The sequence below is a fragment of the Methanoculleus chikugoensis genome (assembly GCF_900095385.1).
GTDB classification, from domain to species: domain Archaea; phylum Halobacteriota; class Methanomicrobia; order Methanomicrobiales; family Methanoculleaceae; genus Methanoculleus; species Methanoculleus chikugoensis_A.
This window is the reverse complement of sequence record NZ_FMID01000033.1, coordinates 20,820-34,924: the sequence shown is the minus strand read 5'-3', so window position 1 is coordinate 34,924 and position 14,105 is coordinate 20,820. Positions and strand designations below refer to the sequence as shown.

Here is a 14,105-nt window from a genome sequence, read left to right as displayed (position 1 = left end):
GGTGTCCTATAACACCCCTCAGACGGGATAAAAAACGGAATTTACACTGTAAACTTCTCCCCTGCATGAGAAACATTTATATAATAAATTCGCCATCATGGGATACGAAGGCGCGCGGACGAAAACGCGCCGGAACCGCCACGGTAACTACCTGCAGGGCCACCGGACGACCGCCCGGCAGGCCCCGGGCAGGAATCTCCCCGGCATATGCGACTCGGTATAACGGTATGATCTCCCGCAACGATCAACCCCTGTTCCCGGCGTATCCTCCTCCAGCCCACCGCATGCCCCGACCCGGCTATCCAATACCCTTCGCGCTTATCTTCCCGTTCGACTCCTCCGGGGATATCCTGACCTCTCCCGGCGTCCTGATCGTCGCCTTTATCTTTGCAGGCATTACCTTCGGGCTGCTCGGTGTCTGGCTCAAGGAGCGGGAGGTGGCCGCCCGCATTGCCGGCATGGGTACAAGCATCGAGGGCATCAGGTCAACGAACAACGGCCCGGCCCGCCTCCCTGCAGTCGGGGGCGACCCGGTCTCGCGGTTTGTCGACGAGGTCAACCTGGTGCTCGGGGAGCTGGAGCGTTCCCGGCGGGATCTCCAGGAGAGCAGGGACCGATACCGCCTCCTCTTCGAGAGCGGGAACGATTTTCTGCTGGTATGCGCCGTCGGGAGGGAAGGGACGCCCTACCGGATACTGGATGCGAACGCGCTCGCCTGCCGGTGTCTCGGGTATACCCGGGACGAACTCTTCGCCCTCACTCCCGGATCGGTCATCCTCATCCGGAGCGACTTCAAGAAGGGCGACCAACGCCTGCACTCCGCCGACCTGATCCCCCGGGAGGGCAACCGGATCCCCGTCGAGGCGAGCATCCACCGCATCACCCTCGGGGGCACCCCGGCCATCCTGATCATCGCCCGGGACGTGACGGAGAGGCGGCGGATCGAGCAGGAACTGATGGAATACCGCTATCACCTTGAGGAACTGGTGACGCAGCGGACCGACGAACTCCGGGCGGCAAACGAGAGCCTCAAGCGCGAGATGAGAGAGCGGGAGAGGATCGAGCGGGAGAGAATCGAGGCATACCGGCAGATCGAGAGGAACATCGAGCAGTTCGCGGTCCTGACCGACCACATCCGAAACCCCCTCCAGGTCGTCCAGGGGATGGCCGACCTCATCGACGATCCGCGGGCGGAGAAGATCCAGGAGCAGGTCAGCCAGATCAAGGCAATCCTCAAGCAGCTCGACGAAGGGTGGGTGGAGTCGGAGAAGGTGCGCGAGTACCTGGAGAGGTATCGGTAGGGAGAGGGGGGGTTGGGTTGCACTAGGCCGGGGTGTGAGGAGCCAGTGAACCTATAGTGATGATTGAGAATACAGCAGTGCTATTTTGACCACCGACTGAACTGTTGAAAACGAGAGAATCCCAATACAGTGGACCGTGGGAGAATCGCCACGTGGGGGTGGCGGCTCGCGGGGAGGGGGGAGCATCCCCCCTCCCCTGTCTCCGACGCCCATCACGGTACTTTGGTATTTCTAATTGAGGAATAGTCCTCTTCGCCCCACCCCGCCCGGCCTCCGGCCTCCTCCCCCGCCCCGAGGGGCGGGGGCAGTGCGTGGCGATAGCCAGTGGAAATCCATGCATGGAGCTTGCAACGTCACGAAACGCGAAACTGTGGGCAGGAGAACTTGCAAAAAACAGATAATCGTGGGCTCTGGGAAGTTCTCACCATCTCCAGGCGAGTTCCCCTGAAAACCCCTGAGAAAAAACCCTACGGCGTCGTCTCCTCGGCGCACTCGAGTTCCGCGACGATCTCGGCGGCATCGTCCATCCGCCGGACGAGATCCTTGATCTCCATCAACCGCTCGGCGCCGATGAAGTGCTCGGCCATCACCCGGGCCATATCAGTGAGTTCGATGCGCCCGCCCCGCCGCCGGACCAGCCCATAGTCGAGGAGAGTGGGGAGGGCGGGCTCCAGCGTCCCGACCATCGCGTGGGTCATCCCGATGACCTGCTGCTCGTCGCCGTTCGAGACCACCGCGTTCGCGACGAACTCCTCCGTACTCTGCTCCATGTCGTACTCGGGCGCGACCTCCTCCATCTCGCCCCGCAGGAGCCCGACGGCGACCTCCTCCTCGGTCTTCCCGGACGTCCGGGAGTATGATCCCCCGGGCTCTGCCATGATGACCACCCGGCCGAGGTCGTGGTAGTCCGGCCGGCCGGCCCGCCCCATCATCTGGTGGAACTCCTGGACGGTGAGCCACTGGATGCCCATCGCAAGGGCGTCGAAGATCACCTGGGATGCCGGGAAGTCGACACCGGCGGCAAGCGCCGCCGTGGTCACGACAGTAGAGATCTCCCCGTTCGCAAACCGCCGCTCGACGTCCCGGCGTTCCTGGGCGGACAGCCCCGCGTGGTAAGGAGCGGCCTTCCTGCCGAGGGCGTCGGCGATGACGTGGCAGCGGGCGCGAGAGTTCGTGAAGACGATCGTCTGGCCGCGGTAGCCCTTCGACGACCGTATCTTGTACTCCTCGGCGGCCATCTGCTTGATGAAGTTGATCTTCTTCGCCCGCTCGACGAAGATGAGGTGGCGCTCGAGCGGGACCGGCCGGTCCGCGTAGCGGACAAGGTTTGTCCGGAGTTTCTCCGCGAGCAGCCCGGGAGCCCCGATCGTGGCCGAGAGGTAGAGGAACTGCGCCTCGGGTGCGATATGTTTGAGCCGGGCGATCAGCCCGTCGAGACGGTGGCCGCGCTCCGGGTCTTCGAGCATCTGCACCTCGTCGATGACGACGGTCCCTATGTCCTTTAAGGATCGCCCCGTCCGAAGAGCGTGGTCGATCCCCTCGTAGGTTCCGACTACCACGGGAGCGTTGACATCCCGATCCCCTGCCGACCGGGTCTCAGGGAGGTTGAGACGGCTCACCCCGGTCTGGAGGGTGACCCGGACCAGGTGGCCGTAACGGTCGCGGAACCGCTGGTACTTCTGGTTCGCGAGCGCGACCAGCGGAACCAGGAAGAGCATCCTTCCTTTGCCTTCGAGGAAGTTCTTCATCCCGGCCATCTCCCCGATGAAGGTCTTGCCGCTCGCGGTGGCCGAAACGACCAGGAGGTGCTGCCCTTCGAGGAGGCCGTTCTGGACGGCGAGTTGCTGGACGGGCATCAGGTACTCGACCCCGGCGGCCTTTGTAAACGCAGGAGGGAGCGGGAGTTCAGTGATATGGGCGGTCTTCTGGACCTCGTGCGCCTCGAGCCGATCAAAGAGCGTCCGCTTCCGGTCGGGGTTCTCGGGCCCCACCGACGCCAGCACCCGGTCGAGATCGCGGACCTGGGTAAGGAGTTTCTCCAGGTGGACGAGCACCGAGCCGCCGAACCGCCCCAGGTAACCGAGCTCCCGGCGCATCTCCCGCTTTGCGCACTCCATGCAGATCCACTCGCCGCCGTACCGGACTCCGGTCGTCTTATCGACCGGCACGAACCGGTCCTCCAGCTGGCAGAACCGGCAGATGTTGATCCTCGAAGAAGAAATCTGGAGATCGGCGAGGAACGACTCGAACTCAGGGCTCTTCGCCGCAAGAAGCACCGAGGAACGGCGCAGCAGGGCGATGAGGTCGCGGGTCGGGGTTGGCTTGAGCTGCTTGCCGCGCCGGCGCATCTTGAAGTTCTTCGGCCGCTGGCCCTTCGGGGTCGCGGCCAGGTCGACGAACCCGGAACCCTCAACGCGGCCGCCTTCGACGAACAACAGTTTATACGTGCCTTTCTGGGGCTGGACGATGACTTTCATGACGGGATCAGGTCGTGGATCGTGTAGGTGAGCCCCACCGTCTCCAGACGCTTGAGGAAATCAGTAAACTCCTCATCGACGATAAAAATTGCGCACTCCCGGCCGTGAAATGCCGCTTCGACGACACCTTCTCTTGAGCCGAAGAACATATCCGGCTCGATGCCCGCCTTCCTGAGGGCAACGTAAGATTCGAGGCCGACGGCGCCCACCATCTCGACATTCTGGATAGCCTCCCGGAGAAGATCGATGCTGACCTGCCTTGAGCCGCCCCGCTCCACCCGCGGCACCTTGCAGACGTGAACGAGCCCCTCTTCGTGCTGGATGATGCCGTTCAGTCGGGCGACGCCGAGGTCTTCTCCCGGTATCGCGTCCATGGTCGCGAGGCCGGTGGCGCTCTGCTCTTCTTTCGTCGCATAGAGCCACCCGTCCTGCATCAAGACACCGACCGTATCCCCCTTCCGGATGTCGTCCCGGGCGATAGCCGTCCAGACCGCCACCTGCTGGATGATATCCCGGTTGACGTGGCGGGCATACGCCTCAAGCGCCTCGGCGTGGCGGAGAACCCACTCGATCCCGCTTTTCGTCACCTCATAGCGGCCCCGGCCGTGAGCAGTGACCAGGCCCTCGTCCGCCAGCTCCCGGATGTACTCGGAGACGGCCTGGGGCGTCACGCCGAGTTTCGCCGCGATCTCCTGCTGGCGGACGGCCGGCTGGTGTTCAGCGATCTCTACGAGGATCTGAAACCGGGTGGCCTCCCGTTTGCTGCGCAGGATGACGTAAAGAGGGTCGTCACTGAAGTCGGTCAAGCAGCACCATTCCCTGTCCTTTCACATCGAGACCGGGGATCCTCTTTGCCAGGCCTTTGATGAAGATAGGGCTGACCCCGTATTTTCGAGAGATGTCTCCGATGGAGGTGGTCCCGGCAACGATCTCCTGTTCCACCGAGTCCACGATCGTGCGGAGACCCTCGTCGTTCGAGACGGCGATGTGCAACAGATCCCCGATATCGCCCATGGAACACTGGAAACTGGCCCGGAACTTGCTGTATGTCGCCCGGTACTCCTTCGTCGGCTTTTCCCCGGGTTTCGGCATCCGCCACTGCTCTTCGATCAGGTTTCCCTTCTTGAGGATAGAGAGGCACTCGGTCACGGTCGAGGGGGCGGCATACGCCACAAGATCTTCTTCGGTCAGCCAGGCCTTGTTTAAGAGTTCGTAGATCTTTTTATAGTCGGCATTATTGAACGTTATGAGAAGAGGAACCAGCTCTACTGGATCGTTAAGAATTTTAATATGTCCCGTCACTGCGATACCCTATTGTTATATGGTGGTATAACTCCATAAATTTTTGCTGAAATCTCAATGCGTACCAGTGGCACAATCATCATCCGGGGCATCGTCCAGGGAGTCGGGTTTCGTCCCTTCGTCTATGCAAAAGCGCAGGAATTCGGGATCACGGGGACGGTCAAAAACCTCGGGAGCGAGGTCGAGATTCACGCGTCCGGCGAGCGCTTCGAGGAATTCCTGGACGCCGTTTCCAGAGGAACGCCACTATCTCAAATAGATTCCGTAGATGTCCAGAATCTGCGCGGGAGGCAGACCGGAGAGTTTACCATCCTCGAGAGCAACTCCGGGAGCCTCTCGGGGTTCATACCGACCGACGTCGCCATCTGCGACGACTGCATCGCCGATATTTTCGAACAGGGCGGCCGATACGAGGGTTACTGGGCAACGTCCTGCGTCAACTGCGGGCCCCGGTACAGCATCATCAATACCATCCCCTACGACCGGGAGCGTACGTCGATGGCGGAGTTCCCGGTCTGCCCCGCCTGCGAGGGGGAGTACACCGACCCGTCGTGCCGCCGCCACCACGCGCAGACGATCGCCTGCACGGCCTGCGGGCCGGGTCTTGCACTCCTCCGGGCCGACGGAACGCCGGTGGCGGGGGACCCCGTCCGGGAAGCGGCGGCCCTCCTCGACGCAGGCTCGAACGTCGCCATCCACGGGATCGGGGGATTTCATATCGCCTGCACCGAAGAGGCGGCGGGGGTTCTGAAACGCCGCCTCGGCCGGACGGAACAGCCGCTCGCGGTGATGGCGACCCCGGAGGAGGTGGAACGGATCGCGATCGTCCGGGGCGAAGAGCGGCGGATCCTCCACTCCCGGGCACGCCCGATCGTGGTGCTCGAAAAGCGCGATCCCGCGTCCCACCCGGGGATATCGAGCCTCCACACCATCGGGTGCATGCTCCCCTACACCGGGCTGCACCACCTCCTCTTCGCGAACCTCGCCCACCCGCTCCTCGTCATGACGAGCGCGAACCTGCCGGGCTACCCGATGATCACCGATCTCGGAGTCGCTCTCGAGCGGCTCCCGGGGCAGGTGGACTACATCCTCACCCACGACCGCCGGATCGTCAACCGGTGCGACGACTCAGTCGTCCGGGACGGCTACATCATCCGGCTCTCCCGCGGCCTCGCCCCGAAGCGGGAGGCGATCGACCTCGGCAAGGGATGCATCCTCGGCGTCGGCCCGGAACTGAACGCGAACATCTCCATCTACAAAGGCGGCTTCTGCATCACCTCGCCGCATGTCGGAAACGTCAGGAACCCCCAGACCCTCGCCTACCTGCAGGAGACGGCAGAACGGCTCGGAGGGCTCACCGGCGCCCGGTACGACCGGATCGTCCACGACCTCCACCCGCAGTTCCTCTCGACCCGCTACGCGAAGGAGGTTGCCGAAGCGACAGGGGCACAACTCCTCGCCGTCCAGCACCACCGGGCGCACATCGCCGCCGCGACCCGGGAGGAGTGCGTCGGGATCGCGATCGACGGGGTGGGCTACGGCGACGACGCCACGATCTGGGGCGGCGAGGTGTTTGCAGGGCGGGTCCCCCACCTCGACCGGGTCGCCCACCTCGAGGTCGTCCCGATGCCGGGCGGCGACCTCGCCACCCGGTTCCCGGAGCGGATGCTCTACGGCATCCTCCCCACCCCCGAAGTCCGGGATCTCCTCGCATCGCGGGGTTGGAGCGATATCGAGCTCGCCGTCCTTGTCAGGCAGGTGGAACGGGGCCTGAACGTCGCCGCGACATCGAGCACCGGCCGGGTGCTGGACGCCGCCGCAGCCCTCCTCGGGATCTGCCGGGAACGGACCTACGACGGGGAGCCGGCGATGAAACTTGAGACGACGGCGCACGCCGGGAAGCCCTCGGCCTGGGATCTCGAATACCAGCGGGGCGACGGCGGCTGCGAGGTTCTCTCGACCCGGTCGCTCCTCGCGGAGGCCTACCGGCGGTCCGCCGCCGGGGAGCGTGCCGAAGACCTCGCCGCATCGATCCAGTACAACCTCGCCCGGGGCGTCGCCGCGATGGCCGTCAGGGCGGCAGAAGAGCGGGGGATCCCCCGGGTGGCGCTCTCGGGCGGGGTGGCATATAATAAGGCGATCCGGGAGACGATCCGGACGGAGATCCGCGCCGCCGGGCTCGAGTTCATCATGAACAAGGACTATCCGCTCGGCGACGGGTGCATCAGCTTCGGGCAGGTCGTGTACGGCGGGAGCACGGAGGAGTGAGGAGGGCGGGTTCGGCTGCCCGGACGATAGGTACCGGTGGAGGAACTCCCTTCGACCATCGGCATCAGGCTCCTCCGCCATCACGGCGTCGGACGGGTGGGGACGGTCCGTCGATTACCAAGCTTATGCTCTCCGCTATGACAAGAGGGGGAAGCAACTGATGGTAGTTTCGTATCCTGCATGGAAAAAGCACAATATCACCTTCTCTTTCTCCGACGGAACTTCAGAAAGATCAATAATGCTCCCAATACTCCGATGATACCTATGCACCCAAGTGCGTTTTCGATCAGATTGCCCAAGACGATGATCAGCAGCGGTAGAGGTGGTCCACTGCGAATGGTCACGTTCAGAGATTTTTCCGCTTGGTTTCCAAGGTTATCGGTCGCTATGACCGTGATTCTGTTCTTCCCCGAAGAAACCGGTACAGGGCATGCGAACTCCGTCCCGTTCCCACACGAAACCTCCCCTATTTCGCTCTGGACGACCACGCTCCGTATACCGGAAGGGGCATCGACCTCGCCATGAACCGTAACGTGAGGCGGAACAACGTCGATCCAGACTTCACCACCCTCTTTCGGGAAGGTGATGATGAGATTTATCGTCTCGCCGTCGGGCACCGGACTTTCAGGTTGAAGATCTGAACATACTGTAGGAAACGCAATGATCACCATTGCGGCAACAATCAAAGCTATGCGCATGACCGACCCCATCCAAATTAAGCATCCGTACGGGGACGTCAACGTTTCGATGGTTATAGTTTATGGCCACCGTGGCGACGTATCAGTCAGCTACCTTTAAAAGCGGGGCGAGCCGTCCCAGCGATGTGCGCAATCGTACTGTAAATACCCACGAAAGAAAAGAAAAATTTAGCCGAAGAGGGCGCCGAGACCGGCCATGCCGCTCTCTTCTTCCTCTTCCTTCTTGGCCTCTTCCTCGGCCTCTTCCTCGGCTGCGGGCGCGGCGGCGGCTGCAGGGGCAGCGGCTGCGGCGGGTGCAGCGGCGACGGGCGCGACGGCGGCCTTGCTGATGGCCTCCTCGATGTTCACGTCCTCGAGTGCGGCGACGAGCGCCTTCACGCGGGCGTCCTGGACCTCGACACCGGCCGCGTTCAGGACAGCAGTCACATTCTCTTCAGATACATCCTTGCCTGCGTTGTGCAGGAGCAGTGCAGCGTAGATATACTCCATAGTTCATTCACCTCTTTTTGAAATGATATTAGCCGAAGAGGGCACCGAGACCGGCCATGCCGCTCTCCTCCTCCTCTTCCTTCTTCTCCTCTTCAGACTCTTCTTCCTCGGGCTTCTCCTCGGCTGCCGCCGGGGCTGCTGCCGCGGGTGCCGCAACGGTCGCAGCCGATGCGGCTTTCAGGGTCGCCTCATCGAGCTCGAACCCACGGCCCTGCGCCGCGAGCGCGACGGCCAGCATCTCGCGCTGGGCCCGCCCGATGATCAGGTCGACGATATCCTTCTCGTAGATGCTCGCCTCGACGCCCACGCTCCGGGCCTCGCTCACCGCCTTGCCGATGATGGCCGCGACGGTAAGTCTGGTCGGAATGACGGCGTTGACCGAGAGGTTGAACGCCTGCTGGGCCGCGAGCACGATGTTGTTCGCGTAGGCTTCCTCATCGATAGCAAGCAGGTCCGGCGTGAAGATGGTATCCCGGTAGTATGCGGCCTGCAGGATGAGACCGACATCCATCGGCTTGACACCGAGTTTCACGAGAGCGTCGGCTACCTTCTTGTTGATGACCTCGCCCTTCTTCACGACCGTCTTCGTCTCGCGGATCTTGACCTTTCCGCCCTCAATGGCTGCGGGAATGCCTACCTGCTGGAGCTCGCCCACAATCGGGCCGGGCTTGAAGCTGGTCGGACCCTTCGGGATGACGATATCCTCGGGAGCTGTCTCGCCGGGCTTCGCCGCCATCTTTGTCTTGGTCTTCTCGAGCAGCTTGAAGAGCTTGAAAGGGTTCTCGTTCGTGAAGATCAGGGCGCTCTGGCCTTCGGCGTGGTCGTTTAAGGACGCAACGCTGCCGCCGAGCTCGTTTAAGGCGTGCTCGATCAGCGTGTTGCGGGCCATCTTCACCCTCGCCGTGCCGCGGAGGTTCCGCCGGATCTGCTGGACCTGCGAGGCGGGAATGCCGTACATGTCCACGACGCCGACGAGCGAGTGCTCCTCGATACCGCGCCTGATCTCCTCTACTTCATCCTTCTTCCACCGGGGCAGGTGCTGCGTATAGAGCGCCATCAGATCACCCTCACTGCCGGCCCCATGGTCGTCTTCACGTAGACCGAGTGGATGTTCATCGCCCCGCTCTCAAGGACAGACTCGACCCGCCGCAGAACCGTATCGATGTTCTCGGCGATCTGCTCGGAGTCCATCCCGGAGGTTCCGACCTTCGCGTGGAAGACCTTCTTGTCCTTCGTCCGGACCTTCACGGAGCTCCGAAGACGCTGAACGATGGGCCGGATATCCATTCCCTGCGGAACCGGCATCGGCATCCGTCCGCGCGGACCGAGCCTGACACCGAGATATCGACCGACGAGCGGCATCATTGCCGTCTCGGCAAGGAAGAACCGGTACTCATCCGCCACCTTGCGCGCTTCGCGGGGCTCTCCCCCGAGCCGCTCGATCTCCTCAGGTCCGATGATGAGGTCCACGTTCACCTCTTTTGCCTGTGTGGTGATATCGCCCTTCCCGAGAACTGCGATCTTGACGTTGTCAAAACCGTGCGGGAGGTGAATCGTCTCATCAATACGATTCTTGGGCTGGGACATGTCGATATTCCTGAGGTTGACGGTGATATCCACGCTCTCCTTGAACTTCCGTTCCGGAGCCTTCTCCAGTGCCGTTACAACGGCTGCCTGTATACTGGTTTTATCAACCATCCTTTGCCTCCATAGTACACGACCTCACGATCTTCTATGGTTGTCTGACATCTATGCGACGAGTACGCCGTCGTACTCCCCGTCATTGATGGCCCGGATCATCTCGCGGGGTTTTCTCCCCTCGATGGTGACACCAACACTGACGCACGTTCCAACGACCTCTTTGACCGCGGACTTCAGATCGTACGAGAGCATGCCATCAAGCTTCATACGGGCAATACGGACGGCGGCCTCCAGCGGCAGATTGCCTGCCACCTGAGTACCCGGTTCTGCCGAACCTTTCGCGATACCGGCCTCTTTCATGACGAGCGCCGTCGTGGGCGGGATGCCCACCTCAATCGTGAAGTTCTTCTTATCGTCGACCGTAACCGTCACCGGCACCTGCATGCCGTTGAATTCAGCTGTTTTCTTGTTGATCTCGTCGACGACAGCCTTCACGTTGATACCGAGAGGTCCGAGCGCGGGCCCCAGAGGCGGGCCTGCTGTTGCCTTGCCGCCGGGTACCAATACCTCGACCGTTTCTGCCATACAAGTTCACCAGCTACTATTCCTCAGGGGAATAGTTGCCTGGGTTACCTAAGGTCTACGTGAGAGGATTTAAAGTACAGTACCCGGGCAGCGCACGCATGCGTACCGTCCGACCGCACGGGATGCAGCACCCCCGGTATAGCGAGACGCGACGGGAAAAAAGATGATGAGCGTTGTATTCTTCAGAAAGCGTCTTCCGATCGCTCCACGACGCGAACGGAGTCGCCGCGGACCGTAATCGGGATCGGAACCATACTCTCGTAGAGTTCGACCGTAATCTCTTCTTTTCCGGTATCGATACGCTTGACGACCGCCTTCTCGCCCTTGAACGGGCCGGCGATGACCTCGACGATGGTGCCCTCGGTGATGCCGCTGACCACCGGTTTCGGCACCAGAAAATGCTCCACCTCGGAGAGAGCCGTCGAACCCTGTACTACCGCGCGCGCATGGGGGATCAACTCCACCAGTTGCTCTATCCGGGCGATCGAGTCCGGGCTCTCCACAAGGACGTAGCCTTTCAGTTCCTCGGGAACCATGACGGCCACCACATGGATGTCTCTCTGCTCGCGGGTCACCTTCTCGATGTTGTCGGCGACCGTCCGCTCCTGCTTTGCGGTCGTCTTTATCGCGTATATCCTGTTTGCGCTCTCAACCATATCCATCATTTGGGCAGTACCAGCATGATCTCGTATATGATAAAGCCGACAAGGCCGATGAGCATGATCCCGGCCGCCGCCACAATGGCGATCTTGGAGAACTCGTCGCGGGTCGGCGTCCGTGCCAGTTTCAGCACCCGCCAGTACTTCTTGAAGAGCTCCTCCTCGATCTTGAACGACTTTACTTCCTTCAACGTCTCTTTATAATCCATCATCTTGGCTCACTTCAGGAAGTCGATCTCAAACTGTTTCATCATGCGTGGCATACTCTTTTCGTTTCTCCCATATATTTGTGGTGACCGGACGCCGGTGACCACAAGCAGCGTCCGCATCTTGCCCTGCATGTCGGGGTCGACCTGGGCACCCCAGATGATGCGGGCGTCGGGATCGATGCGGTCGTAGACTTCCTGGATGACGCCTTCCGCCTCGGACATGGTCATATCGGGGCCGCCGACCACGTTGACGAGGGCTGCGGTCGCCCCGGAGATGTCGACATCGAGTAGCGGGGAGCGCAGCGCCTTCTTGACCGAGTCGGCGGCTTTGTCCTCGCTGTCGCTCTCGCCCATCCCGATCATCGCGACGCCTCCGCGCTCCATGACCGTCCGGACATCGGCGAAGTCGAGGTTCACGAGACCAGGCATCGTGATGAGCTCGGTGATGCCCTTGACCGCCCGCATCAGCACCTCGTCCGAGACCTTGAACGCGGCGTGGAGCGGAAGCCGGGGCACGACCTCGAGCAGCCGGTCGTTCGGGACGACGATGACGGTATCCGCAACCTCACGGAGCCGCTCGAGACCGGCCTCAGCGTTCTGGCTCCGGATAGCGCCTTCCACCGTGAACGGCAGGGTGACCACCGCAATGGTCAGTGCGCCCTCCTCCCGGGCAGCCTTCGCGACCACGGGTGCGGAGCCGGTGCCGGTACCGCCCCCAAGCCCGGTGGTGATGAATACCATGTCGCACCCCTCGACGGCCCGCTTGATCTCGTCCTCGGTCTCGATGGCCGCCTCTTCGCCGACCTGGGGGATCGAGCCGGCGCCGAGACCGCGGGTCCTCTGTCTCCCGATGAGGATCCGGGTATCCGCCCGTGTTCTGACCAGGTGCTGCGCGTCGGTGTTGAGAGCGATCAGCCGCGCCCCGTTGATCCCCTCCTCAGTCATCCGGGTCACCGTGTTCGAACCGCCGCCCCCGCACCCGACGACTGCAATCTCAGTCCGGAGTTCCATGAGGAGGTCTTCAAGCTCTTTGTCGACCTCCGTGGGCTCAGCAAAGCGCTGGTCCTCTCGCGCCCGTGAAAGTGCCTCTTCTACGATAGATTTCATATGTATCTCTCCAATCCCGGGATATGTATCCGCTTCACGCTGGTTGTCTGCACTGCATCGGGTGTGATCCTTCGGCCCTCGAACTCGACCGCCTTTCCGCCGGCAAGCATAGCGAAGAGCGGCCCTTTCGGCACCCCGTGTCTGCGCGCTTTCTCGGGGTCGAACCGCACCTTCCGGAGGACGAGGTGATCACCGTCGATAACAGCATTTTCACAGATAAGTAAGAGTTTTACGCACAGGGTAGTTATATCTCTTGCGAGTCGGGACGATGCGCTTTCAAAGCCGATAAACGTCGATAATACCCCTGCAGACCCGGAGGAGAGATGGGCTACGGGCAACCGGTCGAGACCGTTGAGAAAACCCGGTCTGTCGGATTTGATCGTTTCTTCAATCAGATCGGGGACAATCCTGACCGCAGCGGGATTCCCCTCTCCTTTGAGATCATGGATGCGAACGCGTGACCCGGGAGCAATCTCTTCGGCGAGAGACCTGACCCGGAGGTAGGTGGTCCACGCAAGACCGGACGCCTCCCGGATCTCCGACTCGGAGAGGAGGAGGAGCCCGGCATCGTCGAGCATCCGCTCGACCCGCCCGGCTTCGTCCTTCGAGAGCGATTTCCTGTCGATGTAGGCCGCCACGGCGCCGCTCGCCTCCTGCATCGCCCGGAGGAGATCGGGATCGATAGCGCCGATCTGCCGCGTCGGGACGATGTGTCCGAAGGCTCCCCGGGAGGAGAGGGCGATCCCGGTCTGCCGCACGGCGTAGTGGGTGCCGCCGAAACCGAGGAGGTTGATCGTCTCCTGCGGCTCCGCGGCGAGGATGCTCTCCGCAACCGCTCGCCCGGCGGCCGGATCGGCCCATTCGATCGCGCTCGACCCGATCTCGACGAAGAGCGAGGGCGTCGAGAGTTCCGTCGGGCCGTGGTGCGTCACCTCGTAGGAGACACGGTAGCCCTCCGGGGCGCGGGCAGCGAGGTTGCCGAGGATTGCGTGCATCCACGCGGGAGCTGCCGGAGCGAGTCTCCCCGGCTCCCCGCCGAGGTCGGCGGTCTCGTAGTTGCCGGTGACGTGCACCGTCAGGGCGGGCGTCGGGTGCACGCTCGCGTGCCGGGATATGAAGAGAATGAGATCGGCATCGACCTCCTCGTCGATCCGGTCCTGGTGGATCAGCCTTCCTGCGACCTCGCAGAATGCCAGTTCGTGCCGTTCGGCAAGCGGCCACCGCCCGCCCGCCGCGAGCAGGGTCTCGAGGTGGTGTCTGATGGTTACCCCTGCAGTGTCCTGTTTTGAATTGATCAGCGCGATCCGCATCGGGTACCATGTGGACCGCGAGGCTGCTAAATGGTAGTGCTTGACCGGTGCGATAGTAA

15 protein-coding genes are annotated in these 14,105 nt (G+C 62.2%); 3 read left to right on the top strand and 12 right to left on the bottom strand.

The window, feature by feature from the left end:
• The first annotated feature begins 97 nt into the window (after positions 1-97).
• Both L21_RS14420 and L21_RS06920 read left to right on the top strand, forming a co-directional pair.
• Positions 98-223, top strand: coding sequence for a hypothetical protein (locus L21_RS14420; protein ID WP_256712614.1), 126 nt, complete (start codon positions 98-100; stop codon positions 221-223).
• A gap of 61 nt (positions 224-284) precedes the next feature.
• On the top strand, positions 285-1,301 hold the full coding sequence (locus L21_RS06920; RefSeq protein WP_256712612.1) for a PAS domain S-box protein: 1,017 nt from the start codon (positions 285-287) through the stop codon (positions 1,299-1,301).
• Between the two features lie 467 nt (positions 1,302-1,768).
• Here the strand turns inward: L21_RS06920 and L21_RS06915 are convergent, their stop codons facing one another.
• Genes L21_RS06915 through L21_RS06905 form a run of 3 tightly spaced genes read right to left on the bottom strand, consistent with a single transcriptional unit; the run spans position 1,769 to position 5,080 of the window.
• Complete coding sequence (locus L21_RS06915) at positions 1,769-3,778, bottom strand: DEAD/DEAH box helicase (RefSeq protein WP_074369758.1); 2,010 nt, start codon at positions 3,776-3,778, stop codon at positions 1,769-1,771.
• Positions 3,775-4,584 (bottom strand): DUF7839 domain-containing protein, encoded by an 810-nt coding sequence (locus L21_RS06910; RefSeq protein WP_074369757.1) that lies wholly within the window; start codon positions 4,582-4,584, stop codon positions 3,775-3,777. The genes L21_RS06915 and L21_RS06910 overlap by 4 nt, the downstream gene beginning before the upstream one ends.
• Positions 4,568-5,080: an ArsR family transcriptional regulator gene (locus tag L21_RS06905; protein WP_074369756.1), complete on the bottom strand. Its 513-nt coding sequence runs from the start codon at positions 5,078-5,080 to the stop codon at positions 4,568-4,570. Before L21_RS06905 ends, L21_RS06910 begins: the two co-directional genes overlap by 17 nt.
• A gap of 57 nt (positions 5,081-5,137) precedes the next feature.
• On the opposite strand from L21_RS06905, the gene hypF reads away from it, so the two are divergent.
• A complete protein-coding gene (gene hypF / locus L21_RS06900) occupies positions 5,138-7,348 on the top strand; it encodes a carbamoyltransferase HypF (RefSeq protein ID WP_074369755.1) in 2,211 nt (736 codons plus the stop codon).
• Positions 7,349-7,545: 197 nt separating this feature from the next.
• Here the strand turns inward: hypF and L21_RS06895 are convergent, their stop codons facing one another.
• The 9 genes from L21_RS06895 to L21_RS06855 form a co-directional block, all read right to left on the bottom strand.
• Positions 7,546-8,058, bottom strand: coding sequence for a hypothetical protein (locus L21_RS06895; protein ID WP_143727230.1), 513 nt, complete (start codon positions 8,056-8,058; stop codon positions 7,546-7,548).
• Between the two features lie 156 nt (positions 8,059-8,214).
• Entirely contained in the window at positions 8,215-8,535 is a 321-nt protein-coding gene (gene rpl12p, locus L21_RS06890; RefSeq protein ID WP_074369753.1) for a 50S ribosomal protein P1, read from the bottom strand.
• 28 nt (positions 8,536-8,563) lie between these two features.
• Positions 8,564-9,592: a 50S ribosomal protein L10 gene (locus L21_RS06885; protein ID WP_074369752.1), complete on the bottom strand. Its 1,029-nt coding sequence runs from the start codon at positions 9,590-9,592 to the stop codon at positions 8,564-8,566.
• The gene (locus tag L21_RS06880) at positions 9,592-10,233 is read right to left on the bottom strand and encodes a 50S ribosomal protein L1 (RefSeq protein WP_074369751.1); all 642 of its coding nucleotides are present in this window, start codon (positions 10,231-10,233) and stop codon (positions 9,592-9,594) included. The genes L21_RS06885 and L21_RS06880 overlap by 1 nt, the downstream gene beginning before the upstream one ends.
• 51 nt (positions 10,234-10,284) lie before the next feature.
• Positions 10,285-10,761 (bottom strand): 50S ribosomal protein L11, encoded by a 477-nt coding sequence (locus tag L21_RS06875; protein WP_074369750.1) that lies wholly within the window; start codon positions 10,759-10,761, stop codon positions 10,285-10,287.
• 182 nt (positions 10,762-10,943) lie between these two features.
• Positions 10,944-11,417, bottom strand: coding sequence for a transcription elongation factor Spt5 (locus tag L21_RS06870; RefSeq protein ID WP_074369771.1), 474 nt, complete (start codon positions 11,415-11,417; stop codon positions 10,944-10,946).
• Positions 11,418-11,422: 5 nt separating this feature from the next.
• Positions 11,423-11,632, bottom strand: a complete 210-nt coding sequence (locus L21_RS06865; protein ID WP_054848295.1) for a protein translocase SEC61 complex subunit gamma — start codon at positions 11,630-11,632, stop codon at positions 11,423-11,425.
• A 6-nt stretch (positions 11,633-11,638) separates the two neighbouring features.
• On the bottom strand, positions 11,639-12,736 hold the full coding sequence (gene ftsZ, locus L21_RS06860) for a cell division protein FtsZ (protein WP_074369749.1): 1,098 nt from the start codon (positions 12,734-12,736) through the stop codon (positions 11,639-11,641).
• A complete protein-coding gene (locus tag L21_RS06855; protein WP_074369748.1) occupies positions 12,733-14,046 on the bottom strand; it encodes a D-aminoacyl-tRNA deacylase in 1,314 nt (437 codons plus the stop codon). Before L21_RS06855 ends, ftsZ begins: the two co-directional genes overlap by 4 nt.
• Positions 14,047-14,105 lie beyond the last annotated feature (59 nt).

Coding starts and splice junctions, on each gene's coding strand:
- L21_RS06875 (WP_074369750.1), bottom strand. CDS start 10,761: ATGGCAGAAACGGTCGAGGTATTGGTACCCGGCGGCAAGGCAACAGCA.
- hypF (WP_074369755.1), top strand. CDS start 5,138: ATGCGTACCAGTGGCACAATCATCATCCGGGGCATCGTCCAGGGAGTC.
- L21_RS06855 (WP_074369748.1), bottom strand. CDS start 14,046: ATGCGGATCGCGCTGATCAATTCAAAACAGGACACTGCAGGGGTAACC.
- L21_RS06915 (WP_074369758.1), bottom strand. CDS start 3,778: ATGAAAGTCATCGTCCAGCCCCAGAAAGGCACGTATAAACTGTTGTTC.
- L21_RS06920 (WP_256712612.1), top strand. CDS start 285: ATGCCCCGACCCGGCTATCCAATACCCTTCGCGCTTATCTTCCCGTTC.
- rpl12p (WP_074369753.1), bottom strand. CDS start 8,535: ATGGAGTATATCTACGCTGCACTGCTCCTGCACAACGCAGGCAAGGAT.
- L21_RS06880 (WP_074369751.1), bottom strand. CDS start 10,233: ATGGTTGATAAAACCAGTATACAGGCAGCCGTTGTAACGGCACTGGAG.
- L21_RS14420 (WP_256712614.1), top strand. CDS start 98: ATGGGATACGAAGGCGCGCGGACGAAAACGCGCCGGAACCGCCACGGT.
- ftsZ (WP_074369749.1), bottom strand. CDS start 12,736: ATGAAATCTATCGTAGAAGAGGCACTTTCACGGGCGCGAGAGGACCAG.
- L21_RS06870 (WP_074369771.1), bottom strand. CDS start 11,417: ATGGTTGAGAGCGCAAACAGGATATACGCGATAAAGACGACCGCAAAG.
- L21_RS06895 (WP_143727230.1), bottom strand. CDS start 8,058: ATGGGGTCGGTCATGCGCATAGCTTTGATTGTTGCCGCAATGGTGATC.
- L21_RS06865 (WP_054848295.1), bottom strand. CDS start 11,632: ATGATGGATTATAAAGAGACGTTGAAGGAAGTAAAGTCGTTCAAGATC.
- L21_RS06885 (WP_074369752.1), bottom strand. CDS start 9,592: ATGGCGCTCTATACGCAGCACCTGCCCCGGTGGAAGAAGGATGAAGTA.